This is a genomic window from Ruegeria sp. HKCCA5491 (genome assembly GCF_013034565.1).
Taxonomy (GTDB): Bacteria; Pseudomonadota; Alphaproteobacteria; order Rhodobacterales; family Rhodobacteraceae; genus Ruegeria.
This window is the reverse complement of the sequence record NZ_WQGG01000001.1, coordinates 449,245-464,393: the sequence shown is the minus strand read 5'-3', so window position 1 is coordinate 464,393 and position 15,149 is coordinate 449,245. Positions and strand designations below refer to the sequence as shown.

The following is a 15,149-nucleotide window of genomic DNA, read 5'->3' as shown; positions in this document are numbered from 1 at the left end:
CGGGTTAATGGCGGCGAATATGCCGGCAAGGGGAATCGACTGGATATGGCTGGGCGCAGCGAAGAGGTTACCGATCTTTTTATCATCGGTGGGGGGATCAACGGATGTGGTATCGCCAGGGATGCGGCAGGGCGTGGATTGTCTGTTGTGTTGGCCGAGATGAACGATCTGGCTTCGGCTACATCTTCGGCCTCGACCAAGCTGTTTCATGGCGGCCTGCGGTATCTTGAGTATTTTGAATTCCGGCTGGTCCGCGAAGCATTGGTCGAGCGCGAAACCCTGTTGCGAGCCATGCCGCACATTAGCTGGCCGATGCGATTTGTGCTGCCCTATCACGAGGATATGCGGTTTGAATCGGATACGCCGACGTCACGCTTGCTAAGTACTGTCATGCCGTGGATGCGCGGAAGGCGACCGGCGTGGCTGATCCGCTTGGGCCTGTTCATGTATGACCACCTTGGCGGGCGGAAAATTCTTCCGGGTACAACCTCATTAAACCTTCGGACCGAGGTAGGAGGTGGCCCCCTTCAAGACAGGTTTGAAACGGCTTACGAGTATTCGGATTGTTGGATCGAAGACTCGCGGTTGGTCGTCCTGAACGCCCGCGATGCCGAGGCCCGCGGTGCTCAGATTTTGGTTCGGACCAAAGTGATGTCGGCCGAACGAGTAGATGACCTGTGGAATGTCACAATCCTCGACGAAATCAGCGGCGACACTCGGATGATACAGGCGAAGATGCTGATCAACGCTGGAGGTCCATGGGTTGGCGACATCATCCAGACCAAAATCCGTGTGAACTCGCGCGAGGGCGTGCGGCTGGTTCGCGGCAGCCATATCGTGACCCGCAAATTGTTCGACCATGATAAGTGCTATTTCTTTCAGGGCGAAGATGGCCGCATCATCTTCGCTATCCCTTACGAGCGTGAATTTACCCTGATTGGCACCACAGATCAGGATCATCCGAACCCCTCTGAACCGCCGGTATGCACCGAGGCCGAGCAGGATTACTTGTGCGCCTTTGCGTCGAAATATTTCAAAACGCCTGTTACGCGGGAAGACGTCGTTTGGACATATTCCGGCGTGCGTCCGCTTTATGATGACGGGGCCAGCAGCGCCACGGCCGCCACACGGGACTATACGTTGAAGGTGGATGCGCAGGGTGGTGCGCCAGTATTGAATGTGTTTGGTGGAAAGATCACCACCTATCGCCGCTTGGCCGAAAGCGCGCTTGAAAAGGTTGCTGAGCATTTTCCGCACCTGCCGGGGCCTTGGACGGCTGGCGTCGCACTTCCCGGCGGTGACTTTCCGGTTGACGGTGTTCAGGAACTGATTGCCGGGTTGGAAGCTGATTATTCCTTCTTGAACAGGGAGTGGGCAGAGCGGCTGGTGCGCGCCTACGGCACCGATGCTCGGGGCATTCTTGCAGACGCCAAAAGCGCCAGTGACTTAGGCCAAGAGTTTGGTGCGACACTGACTGAGCGCGAGTTGGAGTGGCTGGCCGATAAAGAATACGCAAGAACCGCCGAAGACGTTGTGTGGCGGCGCAATAAGCTTGGGTTGAAGCTGACCACAGACCAAATCGACCAGATCGGGCGATGGTTGGACAAGCGGCAAAGATCAGCTTTGTAGATCCTCTACACTCTAAAAGGCCCCACTGTTTCAGCGGGGCCCTTTTTCAATGTTCAGGCTGTTTTTTCAGACGGCCCGGGATCGTTCTTGGTGCCTTTCAGCCACTCTCGCAACCCTTGTAGCAGCGCGTAGAGGACCGGAACAACAATCACCCCGACCAATGTCGCCGCCAGCATCCCGCCAAACACTGCGACGCCGATTGCCTTCTGACTGGCTGCACCCGCTCCGTTTGCGGCCAAAAGGGGCACAACGCCCAGCAGGAAAGACAGGGCAGTCATCATGACCGCGCGGAAACGCTGGAACGCAGCTTCGGCTGCGGCTTCTTTGATCGGCAGACCGTTTGCGCGCTGTTCCATTGCGAATTCGACGATCAGAATACCGTTCTTGGACGCAAGCCCCACAAGCATGATCATCCCGATCTGCGTATACAGGTTAATGTCGCTGCCTACGATAGCCACCGCAGCAACGGCCCCGAACAGGGCAACCACCACGGATAACAGGATAGAGACCGGCAGCGTCCAGCTTTCGTATTGCCCGACAAGGAACAGATACCCAAACAGGATTGCCAGTCCCAAGATCACGATGACCAATCCGCCAGACGCAAGCTGTTGCTGCGCTGTGCCGGTCCATTCGAAGGCATACCCAGGGGGCAGGGCGGTCGCGGACTCTTCGGTCATTGTATTGATCGCATCCCCGGTTGATAGCCCTGCGGCTGGAACTGCTGTTACCGTCGCGGACCGGAACAGGTTGTGGCGTTTCAGCAGAACCGGCCCAAGCACGTTCTCAACATCAACCAGTGTTCCAAGCGGCACCATCTCGCCCTTGGTGGAGCGCACATAGAGGTTCGAAATATCCTCGACGTTGTCGCGATAGCTTCCGTCGGCCTGGATCATCACGCGGTAGACCCGCCCAAACAGGTTGAAGTCATTCACGTAATACGACCCCAATTGCGCCTGCATGGTCTGGAAGACTTCGGCCACCGACACTTGCAGCGTCTTGGCTTTCTCACGGTCCAGATCAACAAACAATTGAGGCACGTTTGCCCGGAAGGTGGTGTAGGCCTGCGCGATCTCGGGCCGTTGGTTGGCTGAGTACACAAAAGAGCCCACGGCAGATGCCAGATCCTGAGGTGAGCCGCCGCCGGTTTGCTGGACTTCCATCTCGACGCCCGCCGACATGCCCAAACCTTGAATAGGCGGTGGGTTGAAGGCCACGATCGAGGCTGCGGATTCGCCATTTGCGATGGCCAGTACCTTGCCCAAAATCGCATTGGCGCTCAGGTCGTCTTCCTGACGCTCATCCCAGTTGTCCAGGTTCACAAAGATTGCGGCACCGTTGGTGATCGTTCCATTCAGCAGCGAGAAGCCGTTGATCAGAACCGTACTTGCGACGCCCGGGATTTGGCGAATTTGGTCGTCCACGCGGCTCGAGACCGCCTCGGTGCGTTCAAGCGTTGCGGCGTCGGGCAACTGGATGTCAACGAACAGGTAGCCGTTGTCCTCAAGCGGGATAAAGCCGCTCGAAGTTTTTGACATGATTGTTCCTGTTCCCATCGCAAGGGCAACAACGATCCCCAAAGCGATGACCGGCAGGATCAGCAGCTTGCGCACGATCGCGACATAGCCGGACCGAACCGTGCCAATGAACTTTTCGAACAGAGCCAGCAACCCCTTGGGCGGGCCAGAGCGGGCGCGCAGAACAAGTCCGCACAAAGCCGGCGACAACGTAAGGGCGTTGATCGACGAGATGACCACAGCCGTCGAAATCGTCACGGCGAACTGAGAGTACAGCCGCCCTGAAATTCCGGGCATGAAGGTCACAGGTACAAACACCGCCAGCAGAACCAGCGTGGTTGCAATCACCGGCCCGGTGATCTGCCCCATGGCCTTGCGGGTCGCTTCTGCCGGGGGCAACCCCTCATCCGCGATAATGCGTTCTACGTTTTCCACGACAACAATGGCGTCGTCGACCACAATCCCGATCGCAAGCACCAAGGCGAACAATGAGATCGTATTTAGCGACATTCCAAAGGCCAGCAGAAACGCGAACGTCCCGATAAGCGAGACAGGGATCGCAACGGCAGGAATAATAGTTGCGCGCCAACTGCCCAGAAACACGAACACGACCGAGATCACCAGAATGAAGGTCAGGATCAAGGTTGAGACAACGTCCTTCAGAGATTGCTCTACAAAGTCGGTGGTGTTGAACGGAACCTGATATTCCACATCCGTCGGGAACGAGCGGGACAGGCGCTGCAGTTCCGCCTCAACCCGCTCGGATACGGCAAGTGCGTTAGCGCCGGGGGCCTGATAAATGCCGATAACGGTCGCGGGGACGCTTTGGAAATAACCTGAGGCGGCGTAGTATTCAGCCCCCAACTCGACCCGAGCGATATCTTTGACGCGGACGATCGAGCCCGCTTCCCCGGTCCGAATGACAATGTCACCAAACTCTTCCGCCGATGTCAGTCGACCCTTGGTTTTGATCGTATATTGGAATGTCTGTCCCTTCGGTACCGGCGGGGCGCCGATCGAACCCGCAGACACCTCGACGTTTTGTTCGCGGATGGCGCTGATCACATCGCCGGGTGTGATAGACAGCGCAGCCATCTGATCCGGGTCCATCCAGATCCGCATAGCGTATTCCAGATTGGTCAGAACATCGGCCTTACCAACCCCCTGAACCCGTGCCAGCGCGTCTTTCAGATTGATAGAGGCATAGTTCGACAGGAACACGCTGTCATATGTACCTTCGGGCGAAGTCAGCGTGACCAGCAACAGCATGTTCGTCGACGCTTTTTGCGTAACCACCCCCGATGATGTCACCTCGGCCGGCAGCGACGACATGGCCTGCGCAACGCGGTTTTGCACGTTCACGGAGGCGATATCCGGGTCGGTTCCGACTTCGAAGGTAATATTCAGCGAATAGCTTCCGTTGTCCGAGGAGGTCGACGTCATGTAAATCATGTCGTCCACGCCGTTTACCTGCGCCTCGATCGGGGCGGCTACGGTATTTTCAACAGTCTCGGCATTGGCCCCGGTGTAGGTTGTCGTCACACTGACCACTGGGGGCGTGATGTCGGGGAACTGGGCGACCGGCAGGACCATATAGCCAATGGCGCCCATAATTGTGAGGACAAGCGAAATAACAAGGGCCAGCTTTGGCCGGCTGATGAACAGGGCTGAGAACATGGGTTATTCTCCCGGCTGCTCAGACGCCACGACAGCGTCGACCGCGACGCCGGGGCGGACCCGTTGCAGGCCCTCGACGATGACGCTTTCTCCTTCACGCAACCCGTCCTTGACGATCACGGCGGTGCCTTCGTTGTTGCCAGTCGTGATATAGCGCTGTTCGACCATTTGCTGATCGTTGACGACCAGAACGAACTCACCCCGTTGATCACGTTGCAGCGCGGCTTGCGGGATCAGCACTTCGAGCGTGGGTTGCAGGGCTTCGATCCTGACGTTCAAAAATGCCCCATCGACGATCAGCCGTTTGGCATTCGCAAACTCGGCCCGCATCGAAATCGCGCCGGTCAATGGGTCGATCCGGTTGTCGACGAACACGATCTTGCCAGTCTCATCCAGTTTCGTTCCATTTGGAAGGTCGATGTGAACATTCGGGCTTTTGTCGCTTTCTGCAAGGGACGCAGGATTTTCGCCAACAGTTTCCAAAACCGAGGTAAATTGCTTTTCGTTTACCGAAAAATTCACGTAAATCGGCGCTTCGCTGACGATATTGACCAAGGGTGGATTGGTCGGACCAACCACATCCCCGACGCTTATTCCGACGCGGCCAATTCGACCGTCAAAGGGTGCGTGGATTTCAGTATAGCTCAGGTCCAGTTGGGCCTGTTGAATAGCAGCTTTCGAGGCTTTGACCTCAGCTTCGGCAACCAACTCATTGGCCCGCGCAATGTCGCGTTCCGATTCCGGCGTGGCATCCCGCTCATACAGCTCTTGCTTTCTTGTCAGCTCGACCTTGGCAAGCTCCAGATTGGCTTCGGCCCGGTCGAGATCGGCGTTACGGGCGTCTAGTGTCGCCTGATACAGATCGGGTTCAATGGTGAACAACAGATCGCCTTGTTTCACCAGAGCCCCATCTTCCACGTTCTGAGATTCCAGAAACCCGCTAACGCGTGCAACGATATCGGCTTTATTCAGCGCCTCGGCCCGTCCGATGAACGCGGCTTCCTCGGTGATTTCCTGCGTGTAGGCCGCGGCGATGGACACTTTGGGCGGCGCTGCGTCGTCCTGATCCTGAGCAATGGCAGGATGTGCCAGTCCGATTACGGTCAAAGCCACGGCGTGCCTCAGAAAACTGGGTTCCGCTTTGCTTTGGCCAAGTTTCAACAACGTCGATGCAAGGGACATGGCAATTGCCTCATTAAATTAAACTGTACGCAACCCGGATTTCCGGCCGCGATCCGAGTCGAGTGAACTTTTAGGCAGGATGGCGGGTTTGTTTCTTTTTCTCAAGCATGTTGACGCGTTTCCGCCGGATCGCTGGCGGAATTTCTTGCGGTAGCGTACGGGGTTACGAGCGCGCTTGCGCGAAAGATCGCGCGCCGGGCAGGTTAAAGGACGAGTCTGAGCACGAACCTGACAACAAAAAGGGGGCAAATTGCCCCCTTCGTGTTCAATGCTGTCGCGTGGCTTTAGTCGCGTGTACCGGCAAAACGGGTTTGCCAATCTTCGCGCTGTTCGTCGGTGATTTTGGCGAACAGAACGTCGGGAACAGAAAATTCATGCCCCGCTGGTAGTGCTTTCAGTGCCTCGGTCACGTCGTCAGGCCAGCTTGTGTCCAGCGTGTTCATCGCGCTCAGCATCTTGGCCGAGGTTTCGGGGATGAACGGCGCGCTCAGGACCGCGTAAAGGCGGATCAGGTTCAGACCCAAGCGGACCTGCGCAGCGGCCTGTTCGGGGTCTTCCTTGAAGGTCGACCAAGGGGCTGAAGATTGCAGATATTCGTTGCCCGCCACCCAGATTGCGCGCAGCTCCTGTGCCGATTTGCGAACTTCCATCGCCTCCATGAACCCTTCATAGGCGCGGACGCGCCGGGTAAGTTCCGCGATAAGTTCTTGTTCACGCTCGCCAAATGCGCCGCCTTCGGGAACCGCTTCACCGAATTTCGAACGGCAGAACTTGGTGATCCGGCTGACAAAGTTGCCCAACACGTCGGCCAAATCCTTGTTCACCGATTGCTGGAAATTCTCCCACGTGAACTCACTATCGCTGCTTTCGGGCGCATGGCTCAGCAGCCACCAGCGCCAGAAATCGGCAGGCAGAATGTCCAGCGCCTGATCCATGAACACGCCACGGCCCTGAGAGGTCGAGAACTGGCCGCCGTCATAGTTGAGGTAGTTGAAGGATTTCAGGTGATCGACCATCTTCCACGGCTCGCCCGAACCCAGAATGGTGGCAGGGAAACTGAGCGTATGGAAGGGCACGTTGTCCTTGCCCATGAACTGCACATAACGAACATCATCTGCGCCTTTGTCGGTGCGCCACCAGCGTTCCCATTCGGAATCCGGTTTGCCGCTGGCATCGGCCCATTCCTTGGCGCAGGCGATATATTCGATCGGCGCATCGAACCAGACATAGAAGACCTTGCCTTCCATCCCCGGCCAGTCCTGATCACCTTTTTTGACCGGAACACCCCAGTCCAGATCGCGGGTGATGCCGCGATCCTGCAACCCGTCGCCGTCATGCAGCCATTTCTTGGCAATGGATGTGGTCAGGATCGGCCAGTCGGTTTTGCTGTCGATCCACTCATCTAGTTGATCCTTCATCGCGGATTGACGCAGATACAGGTGCTTGGTCTCGCGCACCTCAAGGTCGGTCGAGCCACTGATCGCGCTGCGTGGCTCAATCAGGTCAGTGGGGTCCAACTGTTTGGTACAGTTCTCGCACTGATCCCCACGGGCACGGTCGTACCCGCAGTTGGGGCAGGTGCCCTCGATATAGCGGTCGGGCAAGAAACGACCATCAGCGTTGGAATAGACCTGTTTCTCGCTGACCTCGCGGATCAGGCCCGCATCGTCCAGCTTGCCCGCGAAATGCTGCGTCAGGTGCTTGTTCTGGTCGCTGGAGGACCGGCCAAAGTGATCGAAGCTTAGGCCAAACCGGTCGGCGATATCGGCCTGCACGCCGTGCATCTCGGCACAATACTCTCCTACTGGCTTGCCCGCCTTGGCGGCGGCCAGTTCCGCCGGAGTACCGTGCTCATCGGTGGCACACAGGAACATGACCTCATTCCCGCGGCCACGCTGATAGCGTGCGTACAGATCGGCGGGCAATTGTGAGCCGATCAGGTTGCCGAGGTGCTTGATCCCGTTGATGTAAGGGATCGCCGAGGTGATGAGAATCCGAGCCATTTTGTGCTTCCACGTAACTGTCTGCGCGCCCGTCTACATGATGTGACCGGCCAGCAAAACCCCAGCTTTTGCTTACCTGCCAGTTTGGACGTGAAAATCCAGAGTTCAGGGGCCGGACTTATGCTCTTCCCGTGACTTCTTCAGTAGCCGCCCGATTGTGAAAGAGGTGCGCGGTGCATAGACGTAATTCGTGCGCTCTTCTGGTGTTGGGCGCGATTGCATCCGGGCCAGACCAAAGACGATCAGCCCGACATGACCAACCGCCACAAATGCAAACAGCGCACCCGGTCCGAATTGCTGAATCAGGGTTGATGAGATGAATGGTGAGGCGATCGCCCCGAGCGCGTACCAGAACATCAATGCAGCAGAGAGTTCGACCCGCTGTTCCGTTGTGGCAAAGTCGTTGGCGTGGGCGGACGAGACCGAAAAGATGGGAAAGGTTGTCAGGCCAAATAGTCCTGCGGCCAGCATCACGCCGAACGTCCCGGCACCGCTAGCTGCCATGGTCACACCACAGCTTAGTACAGCGGCGACCGACAGCCAGATCAACACCCAGCGGCGGTCATATTTGTCCGCCAGCCAGCCCAAAGGATACTGTGCCAGCGCCCCACCCAAGACAAAGGACGCTAGGAAGAAAGCGATCTGATCTACGTCCAAGCCAACTTCTTGCCCGTAAACCGGCCCGACCATCCGAAACGATGCCGAGCTTAACGCAGCCACGATCACGCCCGCCACCGCCAAGGGGGAGCTGCGCCAGGCAAGCTTGGGTCGCAGTCGCGGCGCGTCAGGGGTTTTCGGCTGGCTTGCCCGTGTCAGGGTCAAGGGCAACAGGGACGCGCAACACAATATCGCCAACAGGTTGTACGAGACATAAGAGGCAGGCGGCAAAACGGCGATGATCAACTGGGCACATAAGGACGCGCCCATATCCGCGATCCGGTAAGTGCCCATCGCGCGCCCGCGTGTTTCGTTGGTCACCTTGGCGTTCAGCCAAGCCTCGATCACGGTATAACACCCGGCGACGCAGGTGCCCGATGCGATACGAAGCACCGCCCAAACATACGGATTTTCCGTCAACGTATGCCCCAACAGACCCATTGCACCCAAGGCAGTACAGACCGCAAAAGCGCGCGAGTGACCCACGCTTCCCATCAGGCGCGGCGCCCACCAGCAACCGATAAAGAACCCGATGAAATGCGCCGAGCCCAAAAGACCGATCTGCTCGGTCGTGAACTCAAGCGTCAGGCCCGAGATGGCATCCAGCGGGCCGACGCCGCCTGTTGATAGCTGCAACAGTATGACCGAGAGGAACAGGGCGGCAAAAGAAATGATGGTGCGCATAATGGCCTCAGATTGGCGCATCCTAAGCGGGACGCGCGCAGCTTATCGACTTTGTCACGTCGTTTTTCACCTATCCGATGCGTTTGATGCGGGCCTGAATGTCCAGCCCGACTGTATCCTGCACCAGATCAGCATAACCGGACGCGCCGAAGTCGTGCCTGTTTAGTGCTCCGGTCAAGTTGATTGAAAGATCGTCAAGATTGTCGGTGGCGCTGCCGCGTTCCCGAAACAGGTTCGCCTGGAGCGCGATAGGGCGGGTAACGCCGCGCAAAGTCAGATCACCGATAACCATCGCCCCGCGAGAGATACGCCCGCCTTCGCCTAACAGAATGCTGGTCGATTCGAATTGTATGGTCGGAAACGCGGCGGCGTCCAGAACGCTTTCGCTTAGCATCGGTTTGCGTGCAAACGGGACTTTGGTGCGTGCTTCGGCAACGCTCAGGACGACTGCAACGCGGCTGTTTGGCAGGTCGAGAAGGTCGATCTGAATATCGGCGCTTTGGATCGGCATCGTGCCGGATTGGGTGATGCCCGATAGCGCAAAGGTAAAGTCAACTGATGTTCCGTCCTGCAGCAGTTCGTAAGGCTGTAGCGCGGCCAGTGCAGGGCGGACCATCGGTAGGGTGACAAGCCCGGCCAGTAAGGTACGCCGTGACAGTATGGTCATGCGGGTACCTCTTGCCTGCGCGGGCGTGATCGGTTGAGCAGGGTCAAAAGAATGACGATGTTCAGACCATTCCAGAGAATGCCGTTGATAAATGCCAGTTGGTAGTTTCCGGTAAAGTCGTAAATCCACCCGGACATCCACCCGCCTAGGGCCATGCCCATGATTGTCATCATCATGACAAAGCCGACCCGCGCTCCGGCCTCTTGCGGAGGCATGTATTCGCGCACGACCAAAGCATAGCTGGGTACGATCCCACCTTGCGCCAGCCCGAACATAAGGCTGATGACATACAGGGAAACCATCCCGTCATACGGAAGGAACAGGAACAGGGCGATGCATTGCAGGACCGAGCCGATCAGCAATGTGTACAGACCGCCCAGCTTGTCCGCGACCATCCCCGAGATAACCCGGCTGACCACACCGCCAAGAAGCATCAGAGACAGCATTTCGGCCCCGACAGCAGGGCCATAACCCAGCCCCACGCAGTACGAAACGATATGAACCTGTGGCATCGACATCGCCACGCAACAGCCGATCCCGGCTAGACCCAGAATGTACTGCAGTGTTCGTGGGGATATGCCGACACTACGCGCGTTGATTTGCGCGTTTGCGGCTGCGGTTTGATGGGCCTCGACCGGGACCTGACGGCGCAGTAGCAGGGACAGGGGGATCACGACGACCAGTGTGATAATCGCCAATGTCAGATAGACCTGCTGCCATCCCTCGCGCGCCAGAATGCCAGACAGCAGGGTCGGCCAGATTGCGCCAGATAGATAGTTCCCGCTGGCCACCAGCGCCACGGCGATGCCGCGCCGCTTCATGAACCAGTGCGAGATATCGGCGATCAGCGGACCAAATCCGATCGAGGTTCCCAGGCCCAGCAACAGATGAGCCGCAGACAGTAGCGCCATGTTCGGTGCCCAAGTTGCAAGCAGGTAGCTGATTGCGCTCAGTGCCGCGGCCCCTATCAGCGCCTTGGTCACACCCAGCCGATCCACCAGTTGGCCCAGCCACATGTTGCCCAGCGCAAAGCCGATCATGGACAGGACATACGGGAACGATGCCTCGGCCCGGCCAGCGTCGAACTGCGCCTCGATTGCGGGCATCACCACGATCACGGCCCACATGCCTACATTCGCCACCGTCGCAATGGCGAGCGTGATCAAGAGGCGAAGCCAGGAATAGCGGTTGTCGTGGATCGCGTGGCTCATCCCGGCACGCTAGGGCGCAGGTTTGGTTTTGGCTAGTCACATCTTGCGTGATCTTCCGCCAGTGTCACACGCGGGCGTCTTCGGTTTTCATCTGGCGCAGGTTCAGCCCCGCGCGCGGTTTGGTCTGAGTGGCGTGCCAACTGACCGGGGGCAGGGCGCGGGCACGGCTGCGGGTCAGGGTCCAGCTGCGGACTTCCCCCGCATGATCGGCTGCCATATGCCAGCGCGTTTCGACACCCTGCGCACCGCCATCGCCGGGGGTCAGCAGCAACCCCAGCGGAGCCCGCCCCATCGCGCCGCCCTGTTCGGCGGCCAGATGCATCCGGCGCACGGGTGTCAGGCCGGGGGCACCGGGCAGGTCACCGATCACCAGCGGAATGGCCCCGCTGCGCAGCGCCTCTTCAAGGCACCACAGTACGTCTTCGGCACGGGTCGGGTGGACAAAGATGAACCGGGCCGGATCCGCAAAGGGCATCATCCCGTCGGGGTTTAGTTGACCGGGCTCCCACGCGGGGGAAATCCACAGCACCGGTCCCTGCGCCTGACCCGCCAGCCACATGGCAAAGCTGCGCCGGGCGGGGCCGCAGGCTTCGTGCACGCGACCCAGTTGCAGGGCGACTTGCGGATCAAGATTTATGCCCGGCGCTTCACGCGCGGGTTTGCGGCCAAGAAGATGAGTAGACATGCTTTCAATCTAGCATGTTCTTATTTTGTTCTCAATTTGGAAATGCCCTCAGCGGGACAAAATCATTCGACCGTCGGCAAACTGAATGTTCGAGAACCTGTGCAGGTAGTCCATCCCCAGAAGGGACTTGTGCAGCTCACCCTCATTGATCCAGGCCGAGACATTCTGGTCGGTGATCGGACCAACTGTAAAGGTTTCAAGCCGAACGGGTGCTGTCCGGACCTCACCGTTCGCAGTGGCCGCGCGGCCGAAATAGTTCAACTGATCGGGATCAATACCAACGCGGGAGGCGTCCTGTGCGCTCAGCACAATCTGACTGGCACCGGTGTCGACAAGGAAGGTAATCGGCTCTCCGTTCACCACAACGGGCAAATAATAGTGGCCATCATGGGCGCGGGGGACTTCGATCGTTTCGCCCGTCACAGTCATCTGCGGGGCAGGGCCGACGGTCGTGCGAATGTCTTCCCACAGACCCACAACGGCAATCACGCCGATAAAAATGAACACCCAGGCCATCGCCTGTTGCAGCGTCTTGTTCAGCGTCTGCCTGTTCTGCGAAATAAACCAGGCCACGACAGCCGCGCCAAGCAGTCCCAGATACGCAATGCGAGCTATGCTGTCGCCATCCATACTTTCACCTTAAACCATGAGCTTGGGTGATATATGGGGAGTCAGGACGCAAATCCAAAGGCTTTGAGGCCGTCCAGAATGAACTGTACGGACAGGGCGGCCAGCAGCATTCCCAGCAGGCGTGTTAGGACGTTCAGGCCGGTCTTGCCCAGAATGCGCGCGATAACGCCCCCAGACAGAAAAAAGGCGAAAACAACGGCCATAACGGCCAACATGACCACACAAGCCTCGACAATTCCCAGAACGCCGGGGTGTTGACCGGCCAGCAGAATGATCGTTGCAATCGACCCCGGCCCAGCGATCAGGGGAATGGCCAGTGGAAAGACCGATGGGTCAGGGTGCTCCTCTTCTTCGGCCCGGTCCTCGCGCCGTTTGGTGCGGCGGTCAAACAGCATATCGAGCGCGGTCAGGAACAGCAGCGCGCCACCCGCCACGCGGAAGGCGGGCATTGAGATGCCGACAAAGCCCAGCACGGCCTCGCCAAAGGCGGCGAAGGCAATCAGGATGCAGACGGCGGTCAGGCAACTGCGGATCGCAGTTTTGCGACGGGTTGCGGCGTCCATATCCTGCGTTAGCGCCACGAAGATGGGCGTGGTGCCGAATGGGTCGATGACCACGAATAGAGTGGTGAATGCGGTTACGAAAAAGGCCAGATCAATCATGCCGCGCTCTCTGCTTGTTCCAGGCGTTCGGCGGCTGCGACCCACAACGCTTCGGCTTTTTGCATGGCTTCGACCACCTCGGCGAACTTGCGGTTCCACGATTCCAGATCGCTGATCCGGTCATCTTCATACAGCGCCGGGTCCGCCAGTTTCGCGGACAGCTTTTCATGCATGTCTGTCAGCTTTTCAATCCGGTCCTCGCATTTGCGCAGATCGGCACGCAGGGCCAGCATGGTGTCACGTGACGGGCGTTTGGGCTTGGCGATTGCTGGCTTTTCCTTCACCGGTTTGTCACGGGCCAGCAGCATGGCACGATATGCCTCCAGATCACCCTCGAACGGCTTGACCGTCCCTTCCGAAACCAGCCACAGCCGATCCGCCACCAGTGACAAAAGATGCATGTCGTGACTGACCAGAACCACCGCGCCGGAATAGGCGGTCAGCGCCTCGACCAGCGCCTCGCGACTTTCGATATCCAAGTGGTTGGTCGGTTCATCAAGGATCAGCATATGCGGCGCGTCGATCGTCGCGATCAGCAGCGACAGGCGGGCTTTCTGACCGCCTGACAGACGACCGACCTGCGTTTCTGCCTGATCGGCGTTCAGTCCAAAACCGGCCAGACGGGATCGCCACTTGCCCGGTGCCTCATCCGGGCGCAAACGGCGCAGATGGTCCAGAGGGGTTTCGTCCACATACAGTTCATCCACCTGATGCTGCGCGAAATAGCCGATGCGCAGCTTGGAACTGCGGGTCATCTTGCCCGCCATCAGGGGCAGGCGATCGGACAGCAGTTTGGACAGGGTCGATTTACCCTGACCGTTCTTGCCCAGCAGGGCGATGCGGTCATCCTGATCAATGCGCAGGTTCAAACGGCGCAGCACCTCTGTGTCGCCATAGCCTGTGATCCCGCCTTCAAGATGGATGATCGGGGGCGACAGTTCTTCTGGCACGGGGAAAGAGAACGCGCGCAGGGCGGCCTCTTGCGGGGTCGAGACCAGTTGGATGCGTTCGATCATTTTCAGGCGCGACTGGGCTTGCACGGCCTTGGTGGCCTTGGCGCGGAACCTGTCCACAAAGCTTTGCAGGTGGGCGATGCGGGCCTTGGCCTTGGTGTTCTCCGATTCCACCTGCGCAATACGTTCCGCGCGGCGTTCGGCGAATTTATCGTAAGGCACCGCGTAATAGGTCAGCTTGCGGTCTTCCAGATGCAGGATCGAGCCCACCGCGCGGTTCAACAGTCCGCGGTCGTGGCTGATGATGATGACCGTATGCGGGTATTTGGCCAGATAGCTTTCCAGCCACAGCGCACCTTCAAGGTCCAGATAGTTGGTCGGTTCGTCCAGCAGCAACAGATCGGGTTGAGAAAACAACACCGCCGCCAGAGCGACGCGCATCCGCCAGCCGCCCGAGAAATCCGAGCAGGGTTTCAGTTGATCCTTATCATCAAACCCCAGACCTTTGAGGATGGAGGCCGCGCGCGCCTCGGCCGACCATGCGTCGATATCGGCCAGACGGGTCTGAATCTCGGCAATGCGCGAGGGGTCTGTGGCACTGTCGGCCTCGGCCATCAAGGCGCTGCGTTCGGTATCGGCGGCTAGCACCGTGTTGATCAGTGAGACATCGGACGAGGGCACCTCTTGCGCCACGCCACCGATCCGCGCGCGTTTCGGCAGTACGATATTGCCCGATTCCAGCGCAAGTTCCCCTCGGATCAGGCGGAAAAGGGTGGTCTTGCCGGTGCCATTGCGCCCCACAAGGCCCACCTTGTGTCCATCGGGAATGGTCGCACTGGCCTCATCGAACAGGGGGCGGCCTTCGACGGCATAGTTGATGTCTTCGATCCGTAACATGAGCCGCTCTTAGCAGAGCCGTGTTGCCGCCGCCAGCGGCTTGGCATGTTCTTCCCGGACACGATGTGATAGCGCTGGTCCGATTGGATTTCAGACGG

11 protein-coding genes are annotated in these 15,149 nt (G+C 58.6%); 1 reads left to right on the top strand and 10 read right to left on the bottom strand.

Annotation, left to right across the window (positions count from 1 at the left end; translation table 11 throughout):
- Positions 1–45: 45 nt before the first annotated feature.
- Complete coding sequence (glpD, locus tag GOV88_RS02150) at positions 46–1,629, top strand: glycerol-3-phosphate dehydrogenase (protein ID WP_171239397.1); 1,584 nt, start codon at positions 46–48, stop codon at positions 1,627–1,629.
- A 53-nt stretch (positions 1,630–1,682) separates the two neighbouring features.
- On the opposite strand, the gene GOV88_RS02145 is transcribed toward glpD, so the two are convergent.
- From GOV88_RS02145 to GOV88_RS02100, 10 genes are all read right to left on the bottom strand, one after another.
- Positions 1,683–4,820 (bottom strand): efflux RND transporter permease subunit, encoded by a 3,138-nt coding sequence (locus tag GOV88_RS02145; RefSeq protein WP_171121181.1) that lies wholly within the window; start codon positions 4,818–4,820, stop codon positions 1,683–1,685.
- A 3-nt stretch (positions 4,821–4,823) separates the two neighbouring features.
- Positions 4,824–6,002 (bottom strand): efflux RND transporter periplasmic adaptor subunit, encoded by a 1,179-nt coding sequence (locus GOV88_RS02140; protein ID WP_171239396.1) that lies wholly within the window; start codon positions 6,000–6,002, stop codon positions 4,824–4,826.
- Positions 6,003–6,286: 284 nt separating this feature from the next.
- Entirely contained in the window at positions 6,287–8,005 is a 1,719-nt protein-coding gene (gene metG / locus GOV88_RS02135) for a methionine--tRNA ligase (RefSeq protein ID WP_171239395.1), read from the bottom strand.
- A 105-nt stretch (positions 8,006–8,110) separates the two neighbouring features.
- Positions 8,111–9,346 carry an MFS transporter gene (locus GOV88_RS02130; RefSeq protein WP_171121184.1) on the bottom strand — a complete coding sequence of 412 codons (1,236 nt, stop codon included), beginning with the start codon at positions 9,344–9,346 and terminating at the stop codon, positions 8,111–8,113.
- 70 nt (positions 9,347–9,416) lie between these two features.
- On the bottom strand, positions 9,417–10,013 hold the full coding sequence (locus GOV88_RS02125; RefSeq protein WP_171239394.1) for a YceI family protein: 597 nt from the start codon (positions 10,011–10,013) through the stop codon (positions 9,417–9,419).
- A complete protein-coding gene (locus tag GOV88_RS02120) occupies positions 10,010–11,224 on the bottom strand; it encodes a CynX/NimT family MFS transporter (RefSeq protein WP_171239393.1) in 1,215 nt (404 codons plus the stop codon). The genes GOV88_RS02125 and GOV88_RS02120 overlap by 4 nt, the downstream gene beginning before the upstream one ends.
- A 64-nt stretch (positions 11,225–11,288) precedes the next feature.
- Positions 11,289–11,909: an ImuA family protein gene (locus GOV88_RS02115; RefSeq protein WP_171239392.1), complete on the bottom strand. Its 621-nt coding sequence runs from the start codon at positions 11,907–11,909 to the stop codon at positions 11,289–11,291.
- Between the two features lie 48 nt (positions 11,910–11,957).
- Positions 11,958–12,539 carry a TIGR02281 family clan AA aspartic protease gene (locus tag GOV88_RS02110; RefSeq protein ID WP_171239391.1) on the bottom strand — a complete coding sequence of 194 codons (582 nt, stop codon included), beginning with the start codon at positions 12,537–12,539 and terminating at the stop codon, positions 11,958–11,960.
- Between the two features lie 41 nt (positions 12,540–12,580).
- Positions 12,581–13,201, bottom strand: a complete 621-nt coding sequence (locus GOV88_RS02105; RefSeq protein ID WP_171121189.1) for a MarC family protein — start codon at positions 13,199–13,201, stop codon at positions 12,581–12,583.
- On the bottom strand, positions 13,198–15,051 hold the full coding sequence (locus GOV88_RS02100; protein ID WP_171239390.1) for an ABC-F family ATP-binding cassette domain-containing protein: 1,854 nt from the start codon (positions 15,049–15,051) through the stop codon (positions 13,198–13,200). The genes GOV88_RS02105 and GOV88_RS02100 overlap by 4 nt, the downstream gene beginning before the upstream one ends.
- Between the last annotated feature and the right edge of the window lie 98 nt (positions 15,052–15,149).

Excerpts from the sequence above, each read along its gene's own strand:
- glpD (WP_171239397.1), top strand. The coding sequence starts at position 46 with ATGGCTGGGCGCAGCGAAGAGGTTACCGATCTTTTTATCATCGGTGGG.
- GOV88_RS02145 (WP_171121181.1), bottom strand. The coding sequence starts at position 4,820 with ATGTTCTCAGCCCTGTTCATCAGCCGGCCAAAGCTGGCCCTTGTTATT.
- GOV88_RS02140 (WP_171239396.1), bottom strand. The coding sequence starts at position 6,002 with ATGTCCCTTGCATCGACGTTGTTGAAACTTGGCCAAAGCAAAGCGGAA.
- metG (WP_171239395.1), bottom strand. The coding sequence starts at position 8,005 with ATGGCTCGGATTCTCATCACCTCGGCGATCCCTTACATCAACGGGATC.
- GOV88_RS02130 (WP_171121184.1), bottom strand. The coding sequence starts at position 9,346 with ATGCGCACCATCATTTCTTTTGCCGCCCTGTTCCTCTCGGTCATACTG.
- GOV88_RS02125 (WP_171239394.1), bottom strand. The coding sequence starts at position 10,013 with ATGACCATACTGTCACGGCGTACCTTACTGGCCGGGCTTGTCACCCTA.
- GOV88_RS02120 (WP_171239393.1), bottom strand. The coding sequence starts at position 11,224 with ATGAGCCACGCGATCCACGACAACCGCTATTCCTGGCTTCGCCTCTTG.
- GOV88_RS02115 (WP_171239392.1), bottom strand. The coding sequence starts at position 11,909 with ATGTCTACTCATCTTCTTGGCCGCAAACCCGCGCGTGAAGCGCCGGGC.
- GOV88_RS02110 (WP_171239391.1), bottom strand. The coding sequence starts at position 12,539 with ATGGATGGCGACAGCATAGCTCGCATTGCGTATCTGGGACTGCTTGGC.
- GOV88_RS02105 (WP_171121189.1), bottom strand. The coding sequence starts at position 13,201 with ATGATTGATCTGGCCTTTTTCGTAACCGCATTCACCACTCTATTCGTG.
- GOV88_RS02100 (WP_171239390.1), bottom strand. The coding sequence starts at position 15,051 with ATGTTACGGATCGAAGACATCAACTATGCCGTCGAAGGCCGCCCCCTG.